Here is a 25,619-nt window from a genome sequence, read left to right on the forward strand (position 1 = left end):
ATTAGAATTTGGGCGTCTTAACACGCTTTCCGCTAAATCTTTTCTTGGCCAAACGAGCCAAGAAAAGGATACCGCTCCAATCGTTGACGCGAGAAGTTACTTAGAAGACCTAAACATCAATCATGCTTCTCACACATTTTTTTCGCGATGGATCTTACAGTTTTCAGTACCGTCCCGCGTTCCTAAACGGGATTGAACCGGAAATCCTTTCGCCGAGGAACGAGGCAAAAGATTGCAGGGAAAAGCCCGAACGCCGTTCAAAATAACTGGAGCACTCCGTTTCCAAATAGAAGAAATTCTTCAAAGAGCATCAAAGAAATAAACCCTCCTCATTTTGGCTTATAAACAATACCAATAGTTTCTATTAGAATTTGGGCGTCTTAACACGCTTTCCGCTAAATCTTTTCTTGGCCAAACGAGCCAAGAAAAGGATACCGCTCCAATCGTTGACGCGAGAATTTACTTAGAAGACCTAAACATCAATCATGCTTCTCACCCGTTTTTGATGCGATGGATCTTACTGTTTTCAGTACCGTCCCGCGTTCCTAAACGGGATTGAACCGGAAATCCTTTCGCCGAGGAACGAGGCGAAAGATTGCAGGGAAAAGCCCGAACGCCGTTCAAAATAACTGGAGCACACCGTTTCCGGGCAATTAACTTATTAATGAAACCGTTATTCGAATTAAACAACACCAATCGTTTATATTAGAATTTGGGCGTCTTAACACGCTTTCCGCTAAATCTTTTCTTGGCCAAACGGGCCAAGGAAATCGTTGACGCGAGAATTTACTTAGAAGACCTAAACATCAATCATGCTTCTCACACATTTTTTTCGCGATGGCTCATACAGCTCAGCACCGTCCCGCGTTCCTAAACGGGATTGAACCGGAAATCCTTTCGCCGAGGAACGAGGCGAAAGATTGCAGGGAAAAGCCCGAACGCCGTTTAAAGTAACTGGAGCACATCGTTTCCAAATAGAAGAAATTCTTTAAAGAGCATCAAAGAAATAAACCGTCCTCATTTTGGCTTATAAACAATCCAGGTCGTTTCTATTAGAATTTGGGCGTCTTAACACGCTTTCCGCTAAATCTTTCTTGGCCAAACGAGCCAAGGAAAGGATACCGCTCCAACCGTTAACGCGAGAATTTACTTCGAGCATCTATTAGGATCTCTTGCAGGGCAAAGCCCGAACGCCGTTTAAAGTAACTGGAGCACATCGTTTCCCAAAAAAGAAAATCTGTCAGTTAACTTCTACGCAATAAGCGCTTATTTATTGATTTCCGTTAATCAAAACACATTTCGACAACATATTGCTATGAAATGGCGCATATATTTTGGATATTGGCGCCCTTTAGATGAAAATACTTTACGCAATTCAGGCAACAGGCAACGGACACATCAGCAGGGCGCGAGACATTATTCCGCTTTTGCAAAAACACGGCGAGGTGGATATTTTGTTGAGTGGCACGCAGGCAGATGTAGATTTAGGGTTTCCTATAAAGCATAGGTTACACGGTTTTAGCTTTGTTTATGGTACACACGGAGGCGTACACCACTATAAAACGTGGAAAAGCATGGACCTTTTTCAATTTAGAAAAGACATTAAAAGTTTGAAACTAGGGGATTATCAGCTAATTATAAATGATTTTGAGCCGGTAACCGCCTGGGCCTGCAAGCTCCAAGGATTGGAAAGCGTAGCCTTTGGCCATCAGGCATCGTTTAAATCTAAAAAAGTTCCCCGACCGAAAACAATTGATTGGGGAAAATTAATTTTAAGTCATTATGCGCCGACCACGCAACACATCGGTTTTCATTTTCTTAAATACGACAATTTTATTTTTACCCCCGTTATTCGCCAAGAGATAAGGGATTTAAAACCAGAAAACTTAGGGCATTATACGGTCTATCTGCCAGCAGTTGGCGACGAATTTTTAGTGGATTTGTTACAGCAGGTACCTGTTGCCTGGCAGGTTTTCTCTAAGCATAGCAAGCAAAGTTATCAGGCAGGAAATGTGACCGTACAGCCTGTAAACAACCTACTTTACAATAAAAGTTTAGCGGGTTGCACAGGTCTTTTAACTGGCGGTGGATTTGAAGGTCCTGCAGAAGCTCTTTTTCTACATAAAAAATTATTGGTTGCCCCAATGCGCTATCAATTTGAACAACAGTGTAATGCTTATGCACTTAAGCAGCTGGGACTGCCCATTATTTGGGGGAGCAATAAAAACTGGCTTCCAATGGTTAAAGATTGGGTGTGCAATCCACAAGATTTTAAGTTCCAGTTTCCGAATGAAACGGAGCAAATTATAAATGAAGTGGTCAGGAAATATGGGCGCAAGGATTGACAGGAAGTTTAAAGTGAGGCGAAGGCAAAATTAAAATTAAAGCAAAAAGGCCAAAGATGATTGCTGGCTATTGAAAGCATAACGATATTTTTACCATCGTTCTGCGCGCGCACTGCAAATCTCAGTCTCCCATCCGAAATCGTAAATAATTTCTTTACTTTGCCCATCTCTTTTAGGAATGATTAATCAGTTTAGAAAACTTACCCCCGTTAACATACTTTACTTGCTGTTATTTACGGCTTTTTTGCGCATTCCTATTCTTTATGAATTGCCTGATGAGCTGAGCAGCAACTTTTTAGGTCCTTTTGCGCATTTACTTATTAGGACAGATTTCGGCGACATCCTGTCGCCTTTCGCAAATGTGCTTCTCGCTGCCATTCTGACATTCGCACAGGCTTTAATTTTTAATACCGTTGTCAATAACCACAACTTGCTTGGCAAGCAGAGCTTTTTACCCGGCCTGCTCTACATCACTTCGGCGAGTCTCTTTATGCCATTCATGACGCTGAACCCTGTTTTGATGTGTAACTTTTTTCTCATTTGGGTTATCGCAAAGTTTTTGAGAGTGGGAAAAAGCAACAATGCATTGTTGATGATTTTCGACATTGGCCTTATCATCGGCGTTGGGAGTCTGATTTATTTCCCATTTATTGCCATGTTAGTGATGGTATTTTTAACGCTGCTGTTGTATAGACCGTTTAATTGGAGAGAATGGATGGTAGGGATATTGGGGTTTTTGACCGTCTTCTTCTTTTTAGCTGTGTTCTATTACTGGACTGATAATTTTGGCGTTTTCTATCAAATTTGGAAACCGCTTAGCAATAAATTTCCCACCATTTTTAAGATAGACTATAGCGACTATTTAGTGCTTGTTCCTATTTTGATCATCATTGTCTTGGCCCTACTTCAACTTAGACAAAGTTTTTTCAGAAGTTTTATCAGCACGCGCAAAGCCTACCAATTGTTATTTTTGATGTTTTTGGTGGCAGGCGCGAGTTTTTACCTTAATTCGGCCTTTAGAATTTGGCACTTCTTGCTTTGTGTACCACCAGGCGCAGTAATTCTTTCCTATTATTTCGCCAATGCAAAGAAATGGTGGTTTTACGAATCGCTATTTATAGTGCTGGTATTGTCGACGGAGTATTTTCTTTTTGTTTAACTTTTTTTAACAAAATAGACCGGCGATACTTGTTAAAGATTAATAGCTTTGTGCAATAATGTTACCTAAAGTATTGTTCTTATCTATTTTAAAACCGGAAGCGCTTAACAATTGGAGACGAATATTCTACAAGTTTTTAAAAATAGTTTGACGTTTTTTGGTTAATGAAGGTGTATGCGAAATTTATGTTTAGACATTGGCAATTCATTTACAAAGGCCGCGATATTTGATGGGTCGGTGCTTACGCATTTTAGCCGATTCGAAGCGTTTACCCTCCACGAACTTGAAACATTGCTGGAGGAATTTAATCCACATTATGCCATTATAAGTACAGTTGCCGATGCTGTTGAGCCTTTTGAGGAATTTCTAAAAGCACGCACGCATTACAAAAGGTTTTCTACGTTGACCAAAACCATTGTAGAAAACAACTATGAAACGCCCGCCACATTGGGCTTAGATAGATGGGCTGCCATGTTAGGGGCAAACGCCACTTTTAAAACGGAGGCGGTTTTGGTAATAGATGCAGGAACATGCATTACTTACGATTTGCTCACCGCCGACAGAAAGTATTATGGCGGGAGTATTAGTCCGGGAATTGCAATGCGGTTTAAGGCGATAAATACTTTTGCTGCAAGACTGCCCTTAATAACTTGGGATGCTGAAGCGGCAATTGATGAAGGAACAAATACCCGTACAGCCATTATAAATGGTGTTTTACAGGGCACAATTAATGAAATTAAGGGCTTTGTAGCCTCAAATACTGACAAACACAATGCTTTAAAGGTAATTATTACAGGTGGAGATGGTAATTTTTTGTTTAAGCAATTACAAAACAGCATCTTTGCGCCACAAATAATAATTGACCCTTTTTTAGTATTAAAGGGATTAAATGAAGCTATTTAGATTAAAATGTACAAAAAAATAAATTATATCGTTGCCATCATGGTGCTTGGTTTGGGTGCCGTTGCACAGGCACAGGTGACCACTTCCTCTCCTTACTCCAGCTACGGATTGGGAAATTACTCTGGTTCTTTTTTGCCGCAGTTAAGGGCCATGGGCGATATTTCTACTGCGATAAATAGATTGCCGGGATCTGGCTTTAATTACATCAACGTCGCAAATCCAGCTTCTTATGCCGGAATTAACTTTACTACACTAGATATGGGCATGAGTGGAACCTTTACTCAGTTTGATAAAAACACCACTAGCGCAAAAGATTTCAACGCTTCACTTAGTCATTTGGCTTTTGCAGCCCCGGTAACTCGCCGTTCGGGCTTAAGCCTTGGCCTTTTACCGTATACAAACTTGGGATATTCTTTCCAGAATACCGTTAAACAAGATACATTGTCTGTCAATCAACTTTACCGAGGCGAAGGTGGATTGTCGAAAGCTTTTTTAGGTTATGGCTACCGTTTTGGAGACCATTTGCGTATTGGTGGTAATTTAGAATATATTTTTGGAAATCTACAAACCTCTAGAGCTACCGAATACAATAGTGCTGGTGCCATTAACGCAAAACTGTTAAATAAAAATAGCATTGGTGGTGTCAATTTTTCTTATGGCGTCCAATACGACATTATAGCAGGTAAGAAAACGCTGATAACACTTGGTTATTCTGGAAGCTACAATGGAAAACTTAGTTCTACTCAATCCTTTTTTGCAACACAGTATACCTATAATGCAACCGGAGACGAGAACACTGCTGCAGATACGCTTAGCGCAGTTATAGGAAATAAATCTACCCTTAAATTACCTTTGATGCATAATTTTGGCATCTCGATGCAAGGCGAAAAGTGGTTGATCGGTGGCGATTTTAGGATGAGTAAATGGTCTGAGATGAACATTAATGGGGTAAATCAAAGTCTTCAAGACAGCTGGGGAGCTTCTTTGGGCGGTCAGTTTACACCAGACGCTGCTTCTTACAACAGTTATTTCAAACGGGTAGACTACAGACTTGGCTTTAAATATGATAAAACCTACATCAACATTGCCGGACAAGACGTAAATCAGTATGGCGCCTCCATCGGGTTTGGATTTCCGCTTCCGGCGGCCAATGCAGGAAAAACTTTCTACAAAATAAATTTCACCGCAGAAGCAGGTCAGCGGGGAACATTGGCCAACGACTTAATCAGAGAAAGGTATTTAAATCTACACCTTGGTTTTACGATTAACGATAAGTGGTTTCAACGCTACAAGGTTTATTAATGAAATGAAACAAATTGCTTTTTTGCTCAGCGCTTCTTTATTCATACCGCTTTTTTTAGCAGGATGTGTGGGCGATGATCTAAAAAACGTAAATGCCATTTCGTCTAAAAAAATAACTTTTTCTAGAGAGCGGACACTCGGTGTAGAGATTGTATACAGCGATTCTGCGCAGGTGAAGGCGAAAGGTGTGGCGCCTATTTTAGATAAAATCACTCCATCGTCTGGCGGTACCTACCAAGAAATGATTAAAGGAGTGAGTATAGATTTCTTCGACAAGGAAGGGAAAATAGACGGTACCCTAACTTCAGAATATGCCATTAAAAAGGATTCTGAGCAAAAAACAACTTTTAAAAAACACGTGGTGGTTAAAAATAGCAAAGGCGATACTTTCTCTTCTGAAGAATTGATATGGGATGAAGCTAAAAAGCTATTTTATTCAAATTTGCCGGTTACGGTAAATACGGTGGATGGAAACAGTGTGAGAGGCATGGACTTTGAGTCGCCCCAAGATTTTAGCACCTACAGAATAAGAACAGGGAGTGCAGAAATTAAGCCAAAAGAAAACCTTATTCCATAGTGCTTTCTAAGTAAAAAAACGAGAATGAGCACGGAATACCAGGCGACTTATTTTAGGTTTTAGGATAAAAAATAAGAGTTTTCTTTTTTAAGTCAATTTTGTATCTTGCGCCCTTTCAAAAAAAGATAATATAATAAAGTACAATATGGGAATAATGACATTTTTGCGCAATCGTGCCGGCTACATCTTGGTGTTTGCCATCGGTTTTGCAATTGTTGCGTTTTTGGTTGGTGATGCAATTAACGTGGGAAAGCCTTTTTGGGCTGCAAATCAAAAAGCTGTAGGCTCTATTGATGGGGTTACCGTAAACATAGATGATTTTGGTCCGAAGGTAGACCAAAGCTTAAATCAGTTTAAACAACAGTACGGCAACAACGTAAATCCTCAAATGACTGCCATGGCGGTAGATCAGGCTTGGAATCAAGAAATGGCCAGTGTGCTTTTAAATAAAGAATACGAAAGAACAGGCTTAACTGTTTCTGATGATGAGTTGTTAGACTTATTACAAGGTTCAAATCCAAGTCCGTTAATTAAGCAGTATTTTACAAATCCACAAACCGGGTTATTAGACCGTGCTTCTTTGATGAACTTCTTAAAGTCTAAAGATCCGGGCGCCATAAATCAAAGCAATTTGTTGCAACAGGAAGTTAAAAATCAGGCCTTGCAGAATAAATACAGCAACCTAATCCGTAACTCAATTTATGTAACTTCTTTGGAGGCGACAGACGAATACAACAACAGAAATAAGTTGGCGAACTTTAAATACACAGGTTTGGATTATGCCTCGATCCCAGATGCATCTGTAAAGCTCACAGAAGAAGACTACAATACCTATTACAGCGAAAATAAGGAACGATTCGACAATCCTCAGGAAACAAGAAGTTTTGAATATGTAAATTTCAATGTGTTGCCAACCAATGCAGATTCTGCATCTGTAAAAAAACAAGTGGATAAAATCTATTCAGAATTTCAAACTGCTCCGAACGACTCTTTGTTTGCAGCAATTAATTCTGACGTAAAAGTTCCATACACGTATACCGCAAAAGGAAAATTAGATCCTGCCGTAGATTCAGCTGTATTTGCGCTTCCTGCCGGAAGTTTTTACGGTCCAAAATTAACTGGCAATTCTTACAAAATGGCGAAAGTGATAGATACTCGCTTTTCGCCAGATTCTGTAAAAGCAAGTCATATTTTATTGGATCCTGCAAAATTAGGTGGAGAAGATCAAGCAATGAAACTTGCAGATTCTTTGAAAGCAGTGATTTCAAAAGGTGGCAATTTTGCTGAATTGGCAAAACAATACAGCATAGACGGATCGAAAGATAAAGGTGGCGAACTTGGTACATTTGCTCGTGGCGCGATGGTTCCAGAATTTGAAGAGGCTGCATTTAACGGAACACCCGGGGATTTAAAAGTGGTTAAATCACAATTCGGAATACATATCCTAAAAATCGAGAAACAAATTGGCTCGCAGAAGGTGGTTAAGATTGCCTACATTGAGAAAGCATTAGATCCAAGTAGCAGAACTAGAGACGCAGCTTATAAAGCAGCAAGCACGTTCCTAACCGATGTTAAAGGAAAAGATTTTGCGAAATATGCAAAGGAGAAAAACTTAAAAGTAGAAGTTGCAGATAAAGTAACGGCTGTACAAGGCTTTGCACCAAATTTGGACAATCCACGTAAAGTCATCCAAGCCGCATTTGCGGCAGATAAAGGGGATGTGTTGCCAGAAATCTACAACATGACCAATTCCTTTGTAATTGCGCATTTAACGGATGTTAAGCCTAAAGGCATTTTACCTTTAGAAGATGTGAAGAAAGAAATTGAACCAATGGTTATGGCCGCTGCGAAGGCAAAACTGTTGACCGATAAATTTAGCAAAGCTGGTACAGGAAGTTTGGACCAGATTGCCGGCAAAGTAGGGAGTAAGATTGAGCCAGTCCAAAATATTGTGTTTGCCAATCCGGTATTGCCTGGCGTTGCTCAAGAAGCTACTTTGGTAGGTAGTGTATTTGGCAGTCAACCTGGTAAATTATCGCAACCAGTTACTGGCGACAAGGGCGTATACGTGTTTAGTGTGGAAGGGTTTACGAATCCTGCGCCAATAGCGAATATGTTCCAGCAAAAGCAAACGATGTTACAAGCAGTAACTCAACGCAGCTTAGGCGCAGCATTTAAGGCCTTGCAAGACAACGCCAAGATTAAAGACAATCGTGTGAAATTCTATTAATTAGAAATATGTAATTTTGTAGCCGCAGCAAGTTTTGCTGCGGCTTTTTTTTGCTCAATATGGAAATTCAAGAAAATTTTGTTAATAAAGTCTTAAACAGTGGATTGATTACGCTAAACTTAGAAGAGTTTTATCACCAAGGTGAGCGTGTCGTTTATGACATCAAAGAAAACCTGTTTCAAGGGTTGATGCTGAGAGAAAAAGATTTTCGTGAATTTATCAAAGCCCATAACTGGGCTCAATATCAAGACAAGAATGTGGCTATTATTTGTTCTGCGGATGCAATAGTGCCCACTTGGGCCTACATGCTATTGGCCAACCGATTAAAAACTTACGCCAATGAGGCGGTTTTCTCTGACCTACAAGGATTGGAAACCGTGCTTTTTACCAAAGCATTGGCTAAGATACCACTCGAAAAATATGCCAACGAACGTGTGGTTGTTAAAGGCTGTGGAGCGATAGAAATCCCTGTTTCGGCTTATGTGGAGATTACAAATCTTTTGTCACCTATCGTAAAAAGCATTATGTTTGGTGAGCCATGTTCTACCGTACCCGTGTTTAAACGTAAAGATTAAATCCTGCGCAGCAGCTGATGGGCGTGAAATACTTTTAAATTCGATAAAACAGTTGAAGTTTTAATGAAATAAATAATTGGATTGTTTTTTGCGTTGTTTTACAGAAAACCTAAGAATTACCGAAGCGAATCACCATCCAAAAGCAAGTAAATGAAAAAAATCATTCTTCTTTTTACAAGTCTGTTTCTAATAGGCTATGCCCGAGCACAGCAAATGGAAGTGGTAAAAGAGCCTGTTTTTCAAAACGGCGAGGTGCTCAACTATAAGCTAAAGTATGGCTTTATTACGGCAGCGGAAGCAAGCATTAAAGTATCAAACTCGGATTTGAAATTTGATAACCGTCCTACTTTTCGGCTATCGGTTGATGCCCACACCTCTGGCACCTTTGATCTCTTTTATAAGGTTAGGGATCGATATGATTCTTACATCGACAAAGAAGCGCTCACCCCCTATTTTTACCAAGAAAATATTCGAGAAAGCAGTTATCGTCGGCAAGATAAAGCACGTTTTTACCAAGAAGGAAAGAAGGTGGTTTCTAATCGCGGCACATTTACTCCGCCCACAAATCAAACTTTCGATTTGGTATCTGCGTATTATTTTGCACGAAGTCTGGACATTTCCAAGTTAAAAATTGGCGATAAATTTAAAATTAATTACTTTTTACAAGATGACATCTCTGCTTTGGAAGTGGAATATATGGGTAAGGAAGTGGTAGATACAGAACTTGGAAAAATTCGCTGTTTAAAATTTAGTCCATCTATAAAACCTGGACGCATTTTTAAAAAAGACAGCAGACTGTATCTTTGGGTAACTGATGATGGCAACCGAGTACCAGTAAAAGCAGAGGTAGAGATTTTGGTTGGTGCGGTAACCATGGAATTGAAATCTGCCTCTGGCTTAAAATATCCGATAGCGAAATAAAATGATGATTGAAGTAGACCAAGTGCTCGTGCATGAAGACGTAATAACAGAAAGCTTTGTGTGCAATTTAAGTAAGTGTAAAGGCATTTGTTGTGTAGAAGGCGATGCTGGAGCACCTTTAGACCAGTCTGAAACCAGCATTTTAAAAGAAATTTATCCCAAAATAAAGCATCTTTTAAATGAAAAAGGGATTAAGGCGATAGAGGAACAGGGCACTTCTGTAGTAGATCTTGATGGCGACTTGACAACGCCCTGTGTGGATGGAAATAAGGAATGTGCCTACGTTTTGTTTGAGGGAGGCATTACCAAATGCGCCATAGAAAAGGCTTACGAGCTCGGCATTGTAGATTGGCAGAAACCACTTTCCTGCCACCTTTATCCGATTCGCATTACAAAATATCCAGAATTTGAAGTGCTAAACTACGATAGATGGCACATTTGCCATGATGCATGCACACTTGGTAGCGCATTGAAAGTACCCGTATACAGCTTTTTAAAAACCCCGTTGATTAGAAAATATGGGGAAGCGTGGTATAAAGAGCTTGAAGAATCTGTCGAAGCAATGCGCTAAGCAGGCATAAAAAAAGCCCCGGTTTCCCGAAGCTAAGTTCCTTAAAATTTTTTTTTTATATGACCCAGTTCCATCCATAGGTATCTGGTGCTAGGCCATATCTGATGTCGTTCAGCGTTTTAGCAATGCCGTTTGAAATTGGTCGAGAGGCAGGATTAGGCAACGTGTACAACTTACCTTGATAACCTATTTCGCCCAATTGAGTCACCGTTGCGGCAGTTCCTGCAGCAAAAGCCTCTGTTAATGTGCCATTCTCTATCCCTGCTATCACTTCCTTTACAGAAACCCTACGTTCTTCCACCACTATGCCTTCTGCTTTAGCGAGCGTAAGTATCGTGTCTCTCGTTACCCCATCTAACACCGTGCTACGGATTGATGGCGTAATCAATTTTCCATCTATTACAAATAACAAATTTGCTGTTCCAGCTTCCTCTATGTACTCGTGCGTGTTGGCATCAGTCCAAATAAGCTGGTCAAAACCTTGCTTTTTTGCTTCTTCAAACGGATAAAGAGAACGGCCATAATTGCCGGCAGTTTTTGCAAATCCTACTCCACCTTCATCTGCACGGGTATATTCTGTTTCTATTTTTACTTTTAATGCTTTATTGTAATATGGTCCGGTAGGTGTGGTGAGCAAAGCAAATTTATAGTTTTCTGATGCGCGAACGCCTAAATATGGATCGGTAGCGAACATTACAGGGCGGATGTATAGTGAATAGCCCTCTTGAGCCGGCACCCATCGCTCATCTAGTTTAACCAATGCAGCCAAACCCTCCATAAAAATATTTTCTGGCAAGGTTGCCATAGACATTCGTGAGGCAGATTTGTTAAAACGCTCGAAATTTTTCTGGGCTCTAAAAATGCTGATTTTTCCGTCAGGCAAACGATAGGCTTTTAAACCTTCAAAAATGGCCTGACCATAATGCAAAGCAGAAATTGCCGGACTCATTGCAATTGGACCGTAAGGCACAATCTGAAGATTTGTCCATTGTCCATCTTCAAAATCCGCCGTAAACATATGGTCGGAAAAAACCTTTCCGAAAGGCAGCTCACTAAAATCGGTGGTTGTTAAACGACTTTTATTTGCCTTGGTGATGCTTATGTCTAACGTATCTGTCATATTCTTTATTTTTTAGGTGCTAACAGCTGACATGGATTGGATTTAAATCCACAAAATCAACTTTAATTCGCAGGCAGCAAAATTAACAAAAATTGTGTCTTCTGAATTTAATCTTTATTTTTTCTCTAAATGATGGCGTCCATTACCCAAGCTTTCCCCCAATCTGCCAATTGTGATTCGGTAAATAAAAAAGGATAAAAAATTCTCTTTTGAAATCTGGGAGGCAGATATTTTTGCCAATTGGTGCCACCTGTTGCTACGAGTTCTGATGGCTTTTTATCCAAATATCTAACCGCAGACTTATAGTGCACCAAAGGCCAGTTTACATTTGCGAGCATGTCGAACCTGCGCATTTGATTTGCTAGTTCGTTAAGGTCATTGCCCTGCCCATCTAATTTATGGTATAAAGCTGCAAAATTATTTTGGACATGATCTTTTGCAAATTCTAAAAATGTTGATCCGTATTTTTTAATAAATTGTTTTAGGGTAAGCGTCTGCTTGCCAGTGGCAAGTTCTGTCGCACCAAATTTCCAATAAATGTGTTCAAATTGTTCCACTATGCTGGCGGTCTGCAAACTTTCGCGTTTTTCTTTTTGTACCAAGCGGCCAAAATCAGTGGCGGCAATTTCTATCAATCTATATTGTGCCGATTGAAAACCGCTGGCAGGAAGGAGCGACATTCTGAATTTTAAAAACTGTGCTTTCTCCATTCCGTCTACCATCACCTCGAAGGAAGTTGTTAAGGCGGTGAAATAGGCATTTATCCGCTTTAAGCGCGAGCAGAAAAAATCAGCGCCCAATTGCGGATGGTTACAGATCTGATTGCACTCATGCAAAGTGAGCTTAAAATACAGCTCGGTTATTTGGTGGTACATGATAAAAATCTCCTCATCTGGCAATGAGGTTTTAGGCGTCTGTAAGCTTAAAAGCGTATCTAAATGAATGTAGTCCCAGTAGGTTAAAAAATCTGCATTCAGCAACCCATCCAAATAAGCCGGCATGTCTTGACCAAGAGCGGCATATTTCTGCTGCAGCAATTCTATCTTTTCATTAATTTCGTCAGAAAACTTCATCAAATAGGTAATTTAATAGGTTGATCGCGTTTTTTTAATGGGCTATGTATCCTACCACATTGGCTTCCAGTCATTCTATGCGATGGCTTTCGAATCATAATTCAATCTGCCTGATCATATTTTTAACATTAAGTTCGATGATGTCTGTCATACAACTACAATTTAGATAGCTTAGGTCTTTAAAAAAAGCTGCCATTCCCTCCTTTAGCTGAAGTACATTTTCTGGTGGGGAAAGCTGCTCATGCTTAGATACGTCTCTCAAATCCTTAATTCTATGCCTTTCGCTTCTTACCCGATGTACGATGGAAGACCGCTCCTCTTGCTGGTACTGAAGCACCGTTTTATCGGTCAGTTTTTCCATGCTCATTTTTACATATGGATAATTTTCTTTGAAGAACTGCGGCTGATAAATTTTAATATTGCCCTCGTAAAATTCTTGGTCGAAATCTATTGCACGTATTCTAAATTGAATGTCGTCAAAATCGGGCGTTATTTGAACCACAAAATTATACGCCCTCATGTCTCCCAACAGCATAATCAGACAACGTTCATTAAATTTAACAAACTCTTTAGCGATGCGTGTAGGATTGTACCCAGGGGTAAATAGCTGTCCTTTGGTAAACACATCGCCCGGAATGCCTGCAATATGCTCCTCTACCAACGTATCTCCATCCACCACATAATTTACATGATTGGGAGAAAGGATTTCCTCCATTTCTAGGCCGTAAATTCTAGAGGCGTCTGCCTTCTTCACATAAAAATAATCATATACATCGTTTAACCGATTTACGATTCTAATGCGGAATGGATGCGTATTGCCGAACGTACAATATTCTATTTTATCTATGTATTTATGCTCGACAATGCGCAGGTTTCCGGAAGCCTTTAATTTTGCATAGAGTACTTTTAGGCCGTCATGTACGCGAGTTAATTGGCTCTGCGGATAAATTGGAGACTCCCAAAGAGAATCTTTACCAAACTTATCCATAATTGGAAAGGCTTCATCAAACGCAAGTAAGTCATTGTATTTGATCGGCATTTTTGCATCTCTTTGGTAGCTTTTCAAATACTTTTGCAAGGCTATTGAGATTGGATAAATGGGTTTCTTCTTAGATATTTTTACTTCCTGATCCATAACTAGGTTAATGTAAGAAAAAATTATAGCAAACAACGGTGCGGGAGTCTATTGGGCGAAAAATTTTTTGATCGAGCGAAAATCTAAGCTCACAAGCGCTTAAGAACCAAATTAAGTGCAATAGAAATAAACCGATGATGCTGTTAGTCATCCGATTAACATCTTTAATCTTTGCCCGAAAACCGTAGCTTGAAACCTATCGTACATTAAGGCAAATATTCAAAACTTAAAAAATAAAAAAATGAAAAAATTAGTTCTATCAGGAATTGCCATCTTAACGTTGGCGTTCACAAGTCAAGTTTTCGCTCAAAAAAATCCAATGGTTGGTGGAGCATCTATGTACGCTACAAAAGACATCGTAGACAACGCAGTAAACTCTAAAGACCATACAACTTTAGTTGCAGCGGTTAAAGCAGCAGGTTTAGTTGAAACATTAAAAAGCGCAGGACCATTCACTGTATTTGCACCAACTAATGAGGCATTCGACAAACTTCCAGCAGGAACTGTTGAAACATTGGTTAAACCAGAAAACAAAGCTACGCTAACAAAAATCTTAACTTACCACGTTGTTGCAGGTAAAATGGATAGCAAAGCAATTGCAAAAGCAATTAAAAAAGGCAACGGAAAAGCAGAATTGACAACTGTAGAAGGTGGTAAACTTACTGCTTCTATGCAAGGTGGAAAATTGATGTTGACAGATGAAAAAGGCGGAATGAGCACAGTAACGATTGCAGACGTTTATCAGAAAAACGGTGTAATTCACGTTGTTGATACCGTTTTAATGCCGAATTAAGATATTTGGATTGAGTTTGGTTTATGACCGTTTCTACTTTGGGGGTAGGAACGGTTTTTTTGTTAGTGAAATGTCTATTCTTAACCTATGGCTTTCAAAACGATCCTAGGCAGATTATACAAAATAACACCACCTCTTCCTTTAAAAGAGGTGAACAAGACAATCTTATCCGAATGAAATTTACAACTCAATTATTAAGCAGTATTTTTATAATGGAATAAAATTTACACTTTTGCTGATTGAGTTTCAAAAACTAGATGTCAATATTATGAGCTTCATTTTAAAACCTGTAGATACCGTAGAACAGATTAGTCCAGAAGATTTTAAGAAAAATTATCTGGATAAAAGACGTCCATTGGTTATAAAAGGGTTAACAAAAGATTGGCCTGCTAGAGAAAAATGGACGACCGACTATCTTAAAGAGATTGCCGGAGATTTAGAAGTGCCGCTGTACGACAATTCTAAGGCAGATCCATCAAAACCTATAAATGCGGCGACCGCTCACATGAAGTTTGGGGAGTATTTAGATTTGATCAAACGCGAACCAACTGAATTAAGGATATTCTTTTTTAACCTTTTTAAAAAGGTTCCAAGTCTTATCAACGATATTAAAATTCCAAAAGATTTGATGGGCGGTTTCATAGAGAGTATGCCTGCAATGTTTTTTGGAGGTTCTAACTCTTTTACTTTCTTACATTACGACATTGATTTGCCGCACATTTTTCACACTCATTTTGGTGGCAGAAAACACATCATCTTATTTGACAATGAGTGGAAAGAACGTCTTTACTGTTTGCCGAATGCAACTTATGCGTTAGAAGATTACGAAGTTGACAATCCCGATTTTAAAAAATTCCCTGCTTTAAACGGCGTTAAAGGTTATGAGACGTTTTTAGAACATGGCGATACCTTATTTATGCCTACCGGAATGTGGCATTGGATGAAGTATTTAGACGGGTCTTTTTCGCTAAGTTTGCGGGCTTGGGATGCCTCGATTGGCCGCAAAATTGCAAGCGTTTGGAGTCTCTTCACCCACGGCGCAGTAGATAGCGCGATTAAAATGATGTTTAAGGAAAAATATGCTGGTTATCGCGAGAAACTGGCCGTCGTTCGTGCTGAAAAAGCATTGGCTAAAAATAGGCCTTGATCGGCTTTCGTTCTAAAAATAAGGCAGACAGCTGTTTTAAATTTGCATTTGAATTAATTTCCGTTGCCTAACCTATCAATTAACACTCAGGCAAGCTCAAGGGTATGTTGATGGCCAATCCGCCGTCGGAAGTTTCCTTGTATTTTACGTTCATGTCTTGAGCGGTTTGCCACATGGTTTTTACCACGGCATCTAAACTTACCTTAGCCTTATCAGGGTTGCTTTGCAACGCAAGCTGACTGGCTGTAATGGCTTTTATAGCACCCATGGTATTTCGCTCAATACATGGCACTTGTACCAAACCGCCTATCGGATCGCATGTTAAGCCTAAATGATGTTCCATTGCGATTTCTGCAGCCATCAACACTTGTCGCTGGGAACCGCCCAAACATTCGGTAAGCGCTGCTGCTGCCATGGCAGATGACACCCCGATTTCGGCCTGGCACCCTCCCATGGCGGCAGATATGGTTGAGCCTTTTTTAAAAATACTCCCAATCTCTGAAGCGCATGCAATAAACTGGACAATCTTATCTTCCGTATACCCATCGCAAAAAGCCATAAAATATTGAAGTACCGCCGGAATTACGCCTGCAGCCCCATTGGTTGGCGCGGTTACTACACGGCCAAAAGACGCGTTTTCTTCATTTACCGCAAGGGCAAAACAACTTACCCAATCTAAAATATAATTAAATCCATTGCCTCCCATTTTAATGGCATTGAGCCAACTGTCATAATCATGATAGTCGTTGCTGCCGATCAGTTTTTTATTCAGTTTAGCTGCGCGTCTGCCAACCTCAAGGCCACCGGGTAAAAAGCCTCCAGTGTGGCAACCTCTATAAGTACAATCTCGCATCACTGCGAAATGCTGTAAAATACCTTTTCTCGTTTCTGCTTCCTTTCGCCAAGCGAGTTCATTTTCCAACACAATTTCACTCACTTTTAATCCGGTAGATAAACACCAATGAAGCAATTCCTTTGCATTTTCAATCGGAAACGGCAAATCTACCATATTACTGTCGTCTGTAAGCTCACCTTCCTTAACCACAAAACCTCCGCCGATTGAAAAATAGGTAGCGGAGAAAGCTGTACCATTTTTTAAAAGGGCTTGAAACGTTAAACCGTTGGGGTGAAAAGGAAGGGTTTCATTGAAAAGGTATAATAAATCCGAGTCATAATCAAACGGAATTATTACATGGTTTGCAAGCGTAAGCTGCTTGTTTGTTTTGATGGCATAAAAGGTTGGCATTACCAATTCCACATCGAACGTTACAGGATCTGCACCGGAAAGGCCTAAAAAAATAGCGATGTCTGTTCCGTGACCTCTACCTGTTTTTGCCAAAGATCCATACAGCAAAATTTTTATCCCCTCTATTTCTACCAATAGATTTTTTAATTGTAGCGAGGCAATAAATTGCTGTGCTGCACGCCAAGGGCCAAGCGTATGAGAGCTTGATGGACCAATGCCTATTTTAAAAATATCGAAAACAGAGATTTGCTCTTTCATTTAGCTAATTAATAAATTTCTGACTAAGAAATTCAAATATACCATAAGCAACTGTTTTTTTATATATTTAGACCAAACCTCATTCATTATGAAACTATCCTTTCTGACGCTCGTTTTTGTTGGCTTAACTTTAACTGTTGCCGCGCAACAAATCGAAAAGGTTTATCTCTTAAAAAACGATGGCAAAGAAGTTCAAACTAAAGATGAAGCAGATTTTATTAGGATAATTCAGCCACTGGACTCGACAAAGATGCGATTTGAATTTAAAGAACTATACAAAAATGGAAACCCAAAGACGCTCGGCTATTTATCTGCATATGAGCCTGAATTGAAGTTTGTAGGTTGGATTACAAGGTTGGACAGCAATGGGAAACGGCAAGAAGTTAAAAATTATCAAGATGGCGAGCCCGTAGGGATATCGACCGACTATTATTCTAACGGAAAAGTTAAAAGAAAAACCGAATTCCCTGGTTCAAAAGATGCTAAAACTCTAATCGAGAATAATATAAGTGATTTTTCTGACGATTTTCCGATGGAAAAGCGGATGTTTGAGGCAGATTCTACAGGCAAAGTATTTGTTGAAAATGGGAATGGGCATTTTCGTGAAGTAATTGACAGTGGCGAGGAGGAGAAAATTGAAGAAGGAAATTATATAAATGGTTATAAAAATGGCACATGGACTGGTTTTTATCCAAATCGACATGAGTCGTTTGTGGAAACCTACGTTAACGGTAAGATGCTTGGAGGAGAAACTACAAAAGACGGGGAAAAGTTTAAATACAAGGTAATAAGAAAAAAGCCAGAATTTCGAGGAGGAATTGCCGCTTGGTACCGCTATATTTCGAAAAATACGAGATACCCTGTCGATGCTACTGGAAACAGAATTAAGGGGGTAGTAAAAACTCGTTATCTAATCGCTGGAGACGGAAAAATCTCTGATGTGGAGATTGATGAGTCTAAAAATAGAACGCTAGATTTAGAAGCATCCCGCATTTTATATAAATCTCCAAGATGGCGGCCCGCACAATTTAGGGGCATTCCATTTAATTACGCTTACAATCAAAAATTTGACTTTCGACCTTAAGTTTACGAAGGTGCTAAAAATCAAACTCCACCAGTTTTTTATCATTTAACATTTTATCTACAAAACGCTTGTGATTTTTAGGACTTCCAATCGCAATCCAAACACCGCTGATTCTGCTGCCTGCCAATTGTTGTTTTCCTCGGGTAAATTTTAATTTAGAAGATCTTATTTCTTCTTCATAATGGTCTAAACTTTCGTTCTCGTAAATTTTTACGATTCGATAAACACGTCTGGTAAATCTGCGTTCGATAAGTTTTTCTATAAACGGAAAAACCAGTAGTGCTAAAATTACAACTACCGTTACACTAGTCGCTTGCTCAAAAAACCCTGCACCTACAGCCATTCCTATCGCAGCGACAATCCAAATGACGCATGCCGTTGTTAAGCCGTTCACTTTATTATCCTCTTTAAAAATTACACCTGCACCTAAAAAGCCGATCCCTGTAACAATGTTCGAAGCAATTCGATCATGACTATTCAACCCAATTTTTACAGAAAGAATTGTAAATAACGCGGCCCCCAAGCCGATCATAATCATGGTTTTTAATCCAGCAGATTTGCTATGATATTCTCTTTCAGCGCCGATCAATCCACACAACAATATAGTAAGTAAAAATTTGTTTACTTCACTTTGTGTGATAAACTGGCTGTGCTCGAACAATTGATTCATCAGCGTAAAGCTAATAAAAATCGTAGCATCTTAATCCGTTATATTCCCCATACTCGCCACTACTGGGGAAATACTTTTGATAACTCAGACCAAGTTCTGTGGTGCCGTCTGTATTGCTATAGTTTAATTTAGATGTGGTTGCATCATGACTTATGCCTACGCGAAATTTTTCTCGGTCATTGTTCTTGCCGAAAATATCGAATATAGCGGAGACCACAACCGCAGCATTCCCGTCTGACGTTCCGTTTTTTCTAAACCAAGCACCTACATTTACTCCTTTGTATTTGAATTGACCGCCAAAGCTAAAAGAAGTTATATTTGCTTGCTTATAAATCACTACAGATGGGATTATATAAGTTCCGTCTTGATTATACCGTTCTGGTTCTAATGCTATTTTATAGCTCAGCGTACCAGAAAGCCTGACTGGTAATTTTGTATTGATGCCTGTTAAAGATTCATCGGGGCGGTTAATGTGGTGAGCAGCCAACCCCAACATGGCTTTCCCGTAAACAAGATTCGTACCTGCAGCCGCATCAAAATAAAATTTACTGTCGATGTCGGGGCGTTCGGCTCCAGAAGCTAATCCAGAGTTATATCCGTATGTTGGATCTATTTGATCGCCAAAAACTAATTTGCTCCAATCTAACTTTAGGTTTGTAATGCCACCCTGAAGTCCGAAAGAAAGCGTGAAATTATCTCCAGGAATGATGTAGGCATAACTTGCTGCAATGTTATTTTTAAGCAGGTAGGCTGTTCCTTCGCTGCTGCGGTTAAACATGATGCCAAAACCGCTTCTAATTTCCGGAAAGTTCAAATCTCCAGACGCATGCACGTAGGAGTAATCGCTCTGAAGTCCGGTCCATTGATTTCTATAAAGCGCATTAAACCTTATGCTGCCTTTAAACTGGCCAGTAAGTGCGGGGTTTAAATAAAGTGGCGCATTGTAGAATTGTGAAAAAATCTGATCCTGCGCGCTGCCATACAACGATGCAAGGAGTAAAAAAACGATGGCTAGCGGTTTCTTTTTCATTATCTTATTAAATAAATTCCCCCTGCTTTTCGCGCTGGCTCGCCCTTATAAGACATGCCCTTCCATGCGGATCCATTGGTAAACTTTACTTCGGCTTTCCAGAAATAAACACCCTGCGGTTGAGGCACTCCTTTATAGGTTCCATCCCAACCGATAGATGGCGCTCCATCGCTTAGCTCGGTAGTTTCAAATACCAACATGCCCCATTTATTGAAAATGCTCAGCTTGTATTCTTTCATTCCGACTCCTTTTGCCTTAAAAGTTCTGATTTCGTCTTTTGCACTTCCGGGCATAAATGAATTTGGCAAATACAAAAATCCGGGCACACCGATAATGCGTACCGTTTGATAGGTTGTGCTTGCGCAACCGCCTTTATTGTACACTTTTAAATTCACTCGATAAATACCTGTATCTGGATATAAATGAACCGGATTTTGTAATCTGGACGTTACGCCATCCCCAAAATCCCATTCCCATATTACGCCTTCTGTAGAGCGGTTCAAGAAAGAAAAAGTATAATTTGGAATGGTGATTGAATTGCCTGGGTTTACTTCAAAGTCTGCCACCGGCGGCGGAACAAGGGTTATGTAATTTGGCAAAGTTGTAGAAGTTGTGCAGCCAAGTTGATTTGTTGCTGTTAATGTTACCGTAAAACTTTTACCTACACCAGTGTAAATGTGTGTCGGAGCATTATCGGTAGATGTTTGGCCGTCACCAAAATCCCAAAGATATCCTATTCCAGATTGAACCGTATTTTTAAAGGTTACTTTCAGTCCATCGCATCCATCTGTCTTATCGGCTGCGAAATTTAAGACCGGCTTATCATACACCACAATGGTTTCTGAAGTGGTTGCCGTAGAGCACCCGTTCGTTGCAACCAGTGTGACGGTATAGTTTCCTCCAGTGCTAAAAACGTGATTGAGCACCTCCGGCGATTTTGTAGTAATGGTAGTGCTTTGCTCGCCTGTAGTATTGTTAACAAAGGTGTACGTAAAGACATTTGCACCACTTGTATTGTTGTATAAATTTACGCTTAGCGGTGCACATCCCTGTTTTTCGTTGCTATTTATCACCAATTCTGGTACGATAGTATTTGGCGAAATGGTAATGGTATACGATGAAGTGGCTCCTCCGCAGTTATTTTCTGTACGCATGGTAACCACGTATTCCTTAATTTTGGAAGTGGTATATACATGGCTTACCAAACTTTTATCCGTTAAAGGTCCGGAATTTGTGCCATCGCCAAAATCGAAATAATACGTATTTGTATTTCCTGGAGATGTATTGGTAAAATTGATGGTTGCAGGGGAGCAAGCCGTCGTTCGGTCTGGCGAAAAAACCGATATGGCTTTTGCTTTTACCATTACGGTGCTTGTTTTTACGATGGTATTACAAGGTGTAGACGCTGTGAGCGTAACGGTGTAGGTTATGTCTTTACCTGTTGGGTCGGCTTCGAAAACAACTGTGCCTGGATTTGCAGCCGTAGATTTTTGCCCGTTCCCAAAATCCCACGCAAACGTTGCATCGGTTAATGGAGAAGAAGTATTCTTGAAAGTAACACTTAGCGGTCCGCACCCATCACTTAAATCTTGGGTAAAACTTCCCTGTAAAATATCGTAGGTAGAAAACGTGTGCTCGAAAATAGCAACATTACAACCATTTAAACTAGTGGTGACCAGCTTGATGGTTACTGTTTTATTTCCGCCAATAATCGTATAGACAGGAAAAGCAAGGCCAGTTCCAATTAAGGCATTGTCGGCATACCAAGTATATGTTTCATTGCTGGGATAACTTTCGGCGGTAATGCTTTTCGCATCTAATTCGAAAGGACTACAACCCTTATCACTAGTAAAATTAAATGTTGCTTTTGCAGGCTGGATGATGGTAACTTTTACCACATTACTGATGTTTTGGGCCGACCCGCAAGTTGCGCTCGTTACCACACGACGAAACCAACCATTTATAACCGTACCAGAAAGATCTAAATTTCGGTTATTTCCTCCGGAAATGTCTGACCAGTTTAGTCCAAAATCTGTGCTTTTTTGCCATTGGTAAGCGTAATTTCCATCTCCGCCGGTAGGAGCACTTCCCTGAAGCGGACTCAGTGATTTATCGAAACACACTACTTGATCGGAAGATATTGTATTATCGGCTAACGGGAGCCTGACTTTTAAATTGACTATGTTGCTAAAAGAAGTACAAATATTGCTATTTACCAATCTCCTGATGCTAATCGTTTCAGTAAAATTTAAACTTAAGTCCTTGTTGGTTTCCCCTGTAATTACGCTCCATGTAGCGCCGTTATCTGTGCTTTTTTCCCAAGAAAAAGTAAACTGACCGCCAACCCCTCCCGTTGGAACGTTACCAGTAAAAGTAGCGTTTGTTCCATTGCAAATGGTCACATCTTTACTGCCAATTGTATTGACAATGGGGGGATAAAAAGTTATTTTGACCTCATCAGAACTTGCCGAACAAGGTGCAGCGCCTATAATTGCCCATCTAAATGTATAAGTCTCGCCCGCAATTAAACCGGTTACCTGGGTATTGAACAAGCTCGGGTTTTGGATTACTACACTAGGCTGCCCAGATTCTAAAGTCCATTTTCCGGTTCCCGCACCCGCGTCGTTACCTGAAAGCTGAATGCCATTTCCACTGCATAAACTCATGTCTTTCCCAGCATCTGCAACTGGTACTGCAGGATAAACAGTGATGATTTTAGTAATTGGCGCTGCCGAACATTTTCCGGAAACCGCCGGGATAATTGTATAGGTAACGGTGGCGTTAGTGCTTCCGGTGTTTATAAGCTTATCATTGATAAAAGCATCGGTATTCGCTACGGCGCGAGAACTATTGCCAGTTACTGTTCCATTAATTGTGCTTGAATAAGCATAAGTAGTATTTGGAAGATTAGAAGCCAGCGTAATGTTGGTATTTGTACCGCTACAAATGGTTGCAGCAATTGCAGTTGCTGTAACAACAGGCAAAGGGCTTATATTAACCACCAAACTAAATGATGCTCCATTACAACCATCATACTGGGGAACAATGGTATAAACAACTTGGGCATTCTTGGTTAGATCTGTGTTAGTAAGTTGATCTGTTATTAACCCTGTGCCGCTTGTAGAATATCCCGTAGCATTCGCAGATCCTGTTGCTGTCCACGTAAAAATACTACCAGCAACATTGTTAGTCGGTTGGTATTTTAACACCTCGGTCGTGCAGATATTTAACGTTGCCTCGCTAGTCAGATCTAATTTGGGCTTAATGGTTAGGATAATTTCATCATCAATGGTTTTACACGGAGCAGCTAAAGCTGTTGTCGCCCTTAGGGTTACCGTCACTATTCCAGAGGTTCGCTCTTGTAATGTAGGCGTATAAGTGGCATTGAGTGCATCCCGATTTGGAAAAAAAACTCCGTTTCCGCCCACCCAACTGTGCCCAACCGAATTGTCGGATATTGCAGCATTTAACGTAAAACTGCTTTCTTTAAAGCAGATGCTTTGGTCAGGACCAGCGTCTACCTTTGGAGCAGGTTTAAAAGTGAGTTTTTGAGTCGCAGATGCTGTTCCGCAGCCATTTTGCTGAACCACAGTGACCGTGTATTCCGTGTAGTCGTCGAACTTGATTGATGGGTATTGTGAATGGGCATCTCCTTTTTCAAAACTATAAACACCTGTTCCGGTTACGGTCCAAGTATAAGTATCTGCCTGCGGATTCGGACTTCCAGTAAGCAAAGTATAAGTCGGCCCGGTAGTAACGTTGTTAAAATCATAGGTTGTCGGGTTACACAAAGTCACCTCTGGAGAAAGCGTTGCTTTCGGAGTTGTATTAACGACTACCGTTTGAGAGGCAGAAGAAACCAAACCGCAACTAGGTGTAGTGATCTGTAATAAAATTTTATATACACCGGGTTTGGTGAAGCTAAATTCCGGCTGTTTGCTCTGCAAATTTGTCCCTCCAATTGTTGCCACCGCAGGCGTAACCACCCAATTGTAGGTGTTGGCGCCAGAGCAAACATTATCTATGATTGACTTATCTATTGGAATTAATGTAGATGGCGTACATAATGTTGTTGTTGGAAGGGTAAACGCCGGCTTTGCAGGATCTTGAATGCAAGCCGTAGCAATAAACGGATCGGCATCGCAGGCTCCGGGATTAGAGGACATTAACGTTATTGTATGCGAACCTCTATCGAATTTATGGACAAAATTATAATTTATTTGCTTGTCTCGTTCTACTACGACACCATCTACCAACCAAGTATATAAAACATCATTTGGAGTACATTCCGGACCATTAGAATTTGGATTTTGCCCCGCAAAAGATGTATTCTTAAAAACAATGTTAGTGTTTGTACAACCCGGAGTTTGGAAGGTAAATGAATTTACTGGCCTGAGCACTACCTTTGCAGTTGTAGAAAGGGCAGTTCCGATGCTTGCGCAAAACTGATTGCTTGCGCTAATGGTGATGCCAAAAGCATTAGAAACATTACCGAATGTTGATCCACAGGAGGATTTAAGGTAAAGGTGGTCGACCGTGTTCTGATTGTTAATAATGTCACATATGGTATAAGAATCTGAGCTGCCGTCTCCCCAGTTTACGGTATAAATATTACCAGGAAAATTCTTCGCGAAACCCGTTGTATTGATTCCGTAGGTTAGCTTTGTTGGCAAACAAACTACGCTCTTACCAGAAGTTTCGAAAGCGATTGCATCATTGTTATTTAAAAAGAAGTATGCCCTTGTGCTTACTGTTCCATTAACTGTAGCTTTAATAAATGCAGTATAATGAGCAGGTTTAGCTATAAAACTTACATTTTGATTTTGGCTAAAAGCCAGATTGCTAATTCCGCTGTTAACTTCATTTTTTATACTTGCAGAAACCGTACTGCCAGTGGTAGAATTATTGGTAATGTTAAATGTTCTATCGTTATTGTTGGCAGAACAGACGCCAAAAACTTCTGGCTTTCCATCTCGTAGATTCGTTGCCATTTGTGGCGATGAATTAATCTCTGCTAAAACAGGAGTTCCTAGTTGAACAGTAAAAGGCTGTGAATCGTTAGAAATTAATACTGGGATGGTAGATTTTATCCGAATTTTATAACTTCCCGGAAGGGTGGTTATAGGTATTTGTCCATTAACAAATGTGGCGTAAAAGCCATTGAAGGTTCCAATTAGAGTTTCTGTACCGTTGGAGGAAACTAGGTAGGAATTAAAAACATTTCCTTGCTGCATACAAGTTCCACTACCAAGCGTAAAAGTAGCTGCAATGCCACTTCCTGGCGTATATGGTCCTGCATCAACCGTCGCGATAGACAGTTGCGAAAAAACCTTTATGCTTAAAAATAACAGGATTGTCGATAAAAAAACAATCCGAAAAAACTTTCCGAATTTCGGTGTCATTATGTCTCAATCAATACGAAGAGCACTAAACCTTAAAAGTGATATTGTCTAGTTACGGACAACGCTAGCTTCTAAAAT

The 25,619-nt window shown here is 40.1% G+C and carries 20 protein-coding genes; 13 read left to right on the forward strand and 7 right to left on the reverse strand.

What is annotated here, in order from left to right; all coding sequences use genetic code 11:
• From ACVWYG_RS13440 to ACVWYG_RS13485, 10 genes are all read left to right on the forward strand, one after another.
• Positions 1-196 (forward strand): hypothetical protein (locus tag ACVWYG_RS13440; protein ID WP_457270750.1); only part of this gene is annotated, 196 nt, incomplete at its 5' end.
• A gap of 1,159 nt (positions 197-1,355) precedes the next feature.
• A complete protein-coding gene (locus ACVWYG_RS13445) occupies positions 1,356-2,345 on the forward strand; it encodes a glycosyltransferase family protein (protein ID WP_457270751.1) in 990 nt (329 codons plus the stop codon).
• A 178-nt stretch (positions 2,346-2,523) separates the two neighbouring features.
• Positions 2,524-3,504: a DUF6427 family protein gene (locus ACVWYG_RS13450; RefSeq protein ID WP_457270752.1), complete on the forward strand. Its 981-nt coding sequence runs from the start codon at positions 2,524-2,526 to the stop codon at positions 3,502-3,504.
• 174 nt (positions 3,505-3,678) lie between these two features.
• Complete coding sequence (locus tag ACVWYG_RS13455) at positions 3,679-4,407, forward strand: type III pantothenate kinase (protein ID WP_457270753.1); 729 nt, start codon at positions 3,679-3,681, stop codon at positions 4,405-4,407.
• A 6-nt stretch (positions 4,408-4,413) separates the two neighbouring features.
• Positions 4,414-5,709 carry a hypothetical protein gene (locus ACVWYG_RS13460; RefSeq protein WP_457270754.1) on the forward strand — a complete coding sequence of 432 codons (1,296 nt, stop codon included), beginning with the start codon at positions 4,414-4,416 and terminating at the stop codon, positions 5,707-5,709.
• Positions 5,710-5,713: 4 nt separating this feature from the next.
• Complete coding sequence (gene lptC / locus ACVWYG_RS13465) at positions 5,714-6,286, forward strand: LPS export ABC transporter periplasmic protein LptC (RefSeq protein WP_457270755.1); 573 nt, start codon at positions 5,714-5,716, stop codon at positions 6,284-6,286.
• Between the two features lie 145 nt (positions 6,287-6,431).
• Entirely contained in the window at positions 6,432-8,516 is a 2,085-nt protein-coding gene (locus ACVWYG_RS13470) for a SurA N-terminal domain-containing protein (protein ID WP_457270756.1), read from the forward strand.
• A 59-nt stretch (positions 8,517-8,575) separates the two neighbouring features.
• Positions 8,576-9,091 (forward strand): DUF2480 family protein, encoded by a 516-nt coding sequence (locus tag ACVWYG_RS13475; RefSeq protein ID WP_457270757.1) that lies wholly within the window; start codon positions 8,576-8,578, stop codon positions 9,089-9,091.
• A 150-nt stretch (positions 9,092-9,241) separates the two neighbouring features.
• On the forward strand, positions 9,242-10,012 hold the full coding sequence (locus ACVWYG_RS13480) for a DUF3108 domain-containing protein (RefSeq protein WP_457270758.1): 771 nt from the start codon (positions 9,242-9,244) through the stop codon (positions 10,010-10,012).
• 4 nt (positions 10,013-10,016) lie between these two features.
• On the forward strand, positions 10,017-10,583 hold the full coding sequence (locus ACVWYG_RS13485) for a DUF3109 family protein (RefSeq protein WP_457270852.1): 567 nt from the start codon (positions 10,017-10,019) through the stop codon (positions 10,581-10,583).
• A gap of 55 nt (positions 10,584-10,638) precedes the next feature.
• Here ACVWYG_RS13485 and ACVWYG_RS13490 read toward each other — a convergent pair whose 3' ends face one another.
• From ACVWYG_RS13490 to ACVWYG_RS13500, 3 genes are all read right to left on the reverse strand, one after another.
• Positions 10,639-11,703, reverse strand: coding sequence for a branched-chain amino acid aminotransferase (locus ACVWYG_RS13490; protein ID WP_457270759.1), 1,065 nt, complete (start codon positions 11,701-11,703; stop codon positions 10,639-10,641).
• A gap of 125 nt (positions 11,704-11,828) precedes the next feature.
• The gene (locus ACVWYG_RS13495) at positions 11,829-12,776 is read right to left on the reverse strand and encodes a tryptophan 2,3-dioxygenase family protein (protein WP_457270760.1); all 948 of its coding nucleotides are present in this window, start codon (positions 12,774-12,776) and stop codon (positions 11,829-11,831) included.
• Positions 12,777-12,870: 94 nt separating this feature from the next.
• Entirely contained in the window at positions 12,871-13,911 is a 1,041-nt protein-coding gene (locus tag ACVWYG_RS13500; RefSeq protein ID WP_457270761.1) for a hypothetical protein, read from the reverse strand.
• 241 nt (positions 13,912-14,152) lie between these two features.
• On the opposite strand from ACVWYG_RS13500, the gene ACVWYG_RS13505 reads away from it, so the two are divergent.
• Together ACVWYG_RS13505 and ACVWYG_RS13510 are read left to right on the forward strand one after the other, a co-directional pair.
• Complete coding sequence (locus ACVWYG_RS13505; RefSeq protein ID WP_457270762.1) at positions 14,153-14,704, forward strand: fasciclin domain-containing protein; 552 nt, start codon at positions 14,153-14,155, stop codon at positions 14,702-14,704.
• Between the two features lie 268 nt (positions 14,705-14,972).
• A complete protein-coding gene (locus ACVWYG_RS13510) occupies positions 14,973-15,851 on the forward strand; it encodes a cupin-like domain-containing protein (RefSeq protein ID WP_457270763.1) in 879 nt (292 codons plus the stop codon).
• Between the two features lie 79 nt (positions 15,852-15,930).
• On the opposite strand, the gene ACVWYG_RS13515 is transcribed toward ACVWYG_RS13510, so the two are convergent.
• Positions 15,931-17,355: an L-serine ammonia-lyase gene (locus ACVWYG_RS13515; protein ID WP_457270764.1), complete on the reverse strand. Its 1,425-nt coding sequence runs from the start codon at positions 17,353-17,355 to the stop codon at positions 15,931-15,933.
• Positions 17,356-17,443: 88 nt separating this feature from the next.
• On the opposite strand from ACVWYG_RS13515, the gene ACVWYG_RS13520 reads away from it, so the two are divergent.
• Positions 17,444-18,439 (forward strand): energy transducer TonB, encoded by a 996-nt coding sequence (locus ACVWYG_RS13520; RefSeq protein WP_457270765.1) that lies wholly within the window; start codon positions 17,444-17,446, stop codon positions 18,437-18,439.
• A 13-nt stretch (positions 18,440-18,452) separates the two neighbouring features.
• On the opposite strand, the gene ACVWYG_RS13525 is transcribed toward ACVWYG_RS13520, so the two are convergent.
• The 3 genes from ACVWYG_RS13525 to ACVWYG_RS13535 are packed head-to-tail and all read right to left on the reverse strand — an operon-like array spanning position 18,453 to position 25,541.
• Positions 18,453-19,109 carry an MgtC/SapB family protein gene (locus ACVWYG_RS13525; RefSeq protein WP_457270766.1) on the reverse strand — a complete coding sequence of 219 codons (657 nt, stop codon included), beginning with the start codon at positions 19,107-19,109 and terminating at the stop codon, positions 18,453-18,455.
• Positions 19,110-19,119: 10 nt separating this feature from the next.
• Complete coding sequence (locus ACVWYG_RS13530; RefSeq protein ID WP_457270767.1) at positions 19,120-20,139, reverse strand: PorP/SprF family type IX secretion system membrane protein; 1,020 nt, start codon at positions 20,137-20,139, stop codon at positions 19,120-19,122.
• Entirely contained in the window at positions 20,139-25,541 is a 5,403-nt protein-coding gene (locus ACVWYG_RS13535) for a PKD domain-containing protein (protein WP_457270768.1), read from the reverse strand. The genes ACVWYG_RS13530 and ACVWYG_RS13535 overlap by 1 nt, the downstream gene beginning before the upstream one ends.
• Positions 25,542-25,619 lie beyond the last annotated feature (78 nt).

The organism is Pedobacter sp. UYEF25 (assembly GCF_054061655.1).

Excerpts from the sequence above, each read along its gene's own strand:
- ACVWYG_RS13445 (WP_457270751.1), top strand. The coding sequence starts at position 1,356 with ATGAAAATACTTTACGCAATTCAGGCAACAGGCAACGGACACATCAGC.
- ACVWYG_RS13450 (WP_457270752.1), top strand. The coding sequence starts at position 2,524 with ATGATTAATCAGTTTAGAAAACTTACCCCCGTTAACATACTTTACTTG.
- ACVWYG_RS13455 (WP_457270753.1), top strand. The coding sequence starts at position 3,679 with ATGCGAAATTTATGTTTAGACATTGGCAATTCATTTACAAAGGCCGCG.
- ACVWYG_RS13460 (WP_457270754.1), top strand. The coding sequence starts at position 4,414 with ATGTACAAAAAAATAAATTATATCGTTGCCATCATGGTGCTTGGTTTG.
- lptC (WP_457270755.1), top strand. The coding sequence starts at position 5,714 with ATGAAACAAATTGCTTTTTTGCTCAGCGCTTCTTTATTCATACCGCTT.
- ACVWYG_RS13470 (WP_457270756.1), top strand. The coding sequence starts at position 6,432 with ATGGGAATAATGACATTTTTGCGCAATCGTGCCGGCTACATCTTGGTG.
- ACVWYG_RS13475 (WP_457270757.1), top strand. The coding sequence starts at position 8,576 with ATGGAAATTCAAGAAAATTTTGTTAATAAAGTCTTAAACAGTGGATTG.
- ACVWYG_RS13480 (WP_457270758.1), top strand. The coding sequence starts at position 9,242 with ATGAAAAAAATCATTCTTCTTTTTACAAGTCTGTTTCTAATAGGCTAT.
- ACVWYG_RS13485 (WP_457270852.1), top strand. The coding sequence starts at position 10,017 with ATGATTGAAGTAGACCAAGTGCTCGTGCATGAAGACGTAATAACAGAA.
- ACVWYG_RS13490 (WP_457270759.1), bottom strand. The coding sequence starts at position 11,703 with ATGACAGATACGTTAGACATAAGCATCACCAAGGCAAATAAAAGTCGT.
- ACVWYG_RS13495 (WP_457270760.1), bottom strand. The coding sequence starts at position 12,776 with ATGAAGTTTTCTGACGAAATTAATGAAAAGATAGAATTGCTGCAGCAG.
- ACVWYG_RS13500 (WP_457270761.1), bottom strand. The coding sequence starts at position 13,911 with ATGGATCAGGAAGTAAAAATATCTAAGAAGAAACCCATTTATCCAATC.
- ACVWYG_RS13505 (WP_457270762.1), top strand. The coding sequence starts at position 14,153 with ATGAAAAAATTAGTTCTATCAGGAATTGCCATCTTAACGTTGGCGTTC.
- ACVWYG_RS13510 (WP_457270763.1), top strand. The coding sequence starts at position 14,973 with ATGAGCTTCATTTTAAAACCTGTAGATACCGTAGAACAGATTAGTCCA.
- ACVWYG_RS13515 (WP_457270764.1), bottom strand. The coding sequence starts at position 17,355 with ATGAAAGAGCAAATCTCTGTTTTCGATATTTTTAAAATAGGCATTGGT.
- ACVWYG_RS13520 (WP_457270765.1), top strand. The coding sequence starts at position 17,444 with ATGAAACTATCCTTTCTGACGCTCGTTTTTGTTGGCTTAACTTTAACT.
- ACVWYG_RS13525 (WP_457270766.1), bottom strand. The coding sequence starts at position 19,109 with ATGAATCAATTGTTCGAGCACAGCCAGTTTATCACACAAAGTGAAGTA.
- ACVWYG_RS13530 (WP_457270767.1), bottom strand. The coding sequence starts at position 20,139 with ATGAAAAAGAAACCGCTAGCCATCGTTTTTTTACTCCTTGCATCGTTG.
- ACVWYG_RS13535 (WP_457270768.1), bottom strand. The coding sequence starts at position 25,541 with ATGACACCGAAATTCGGAAAGTTTTTTCGGATTGTTTTTTTATCGACA.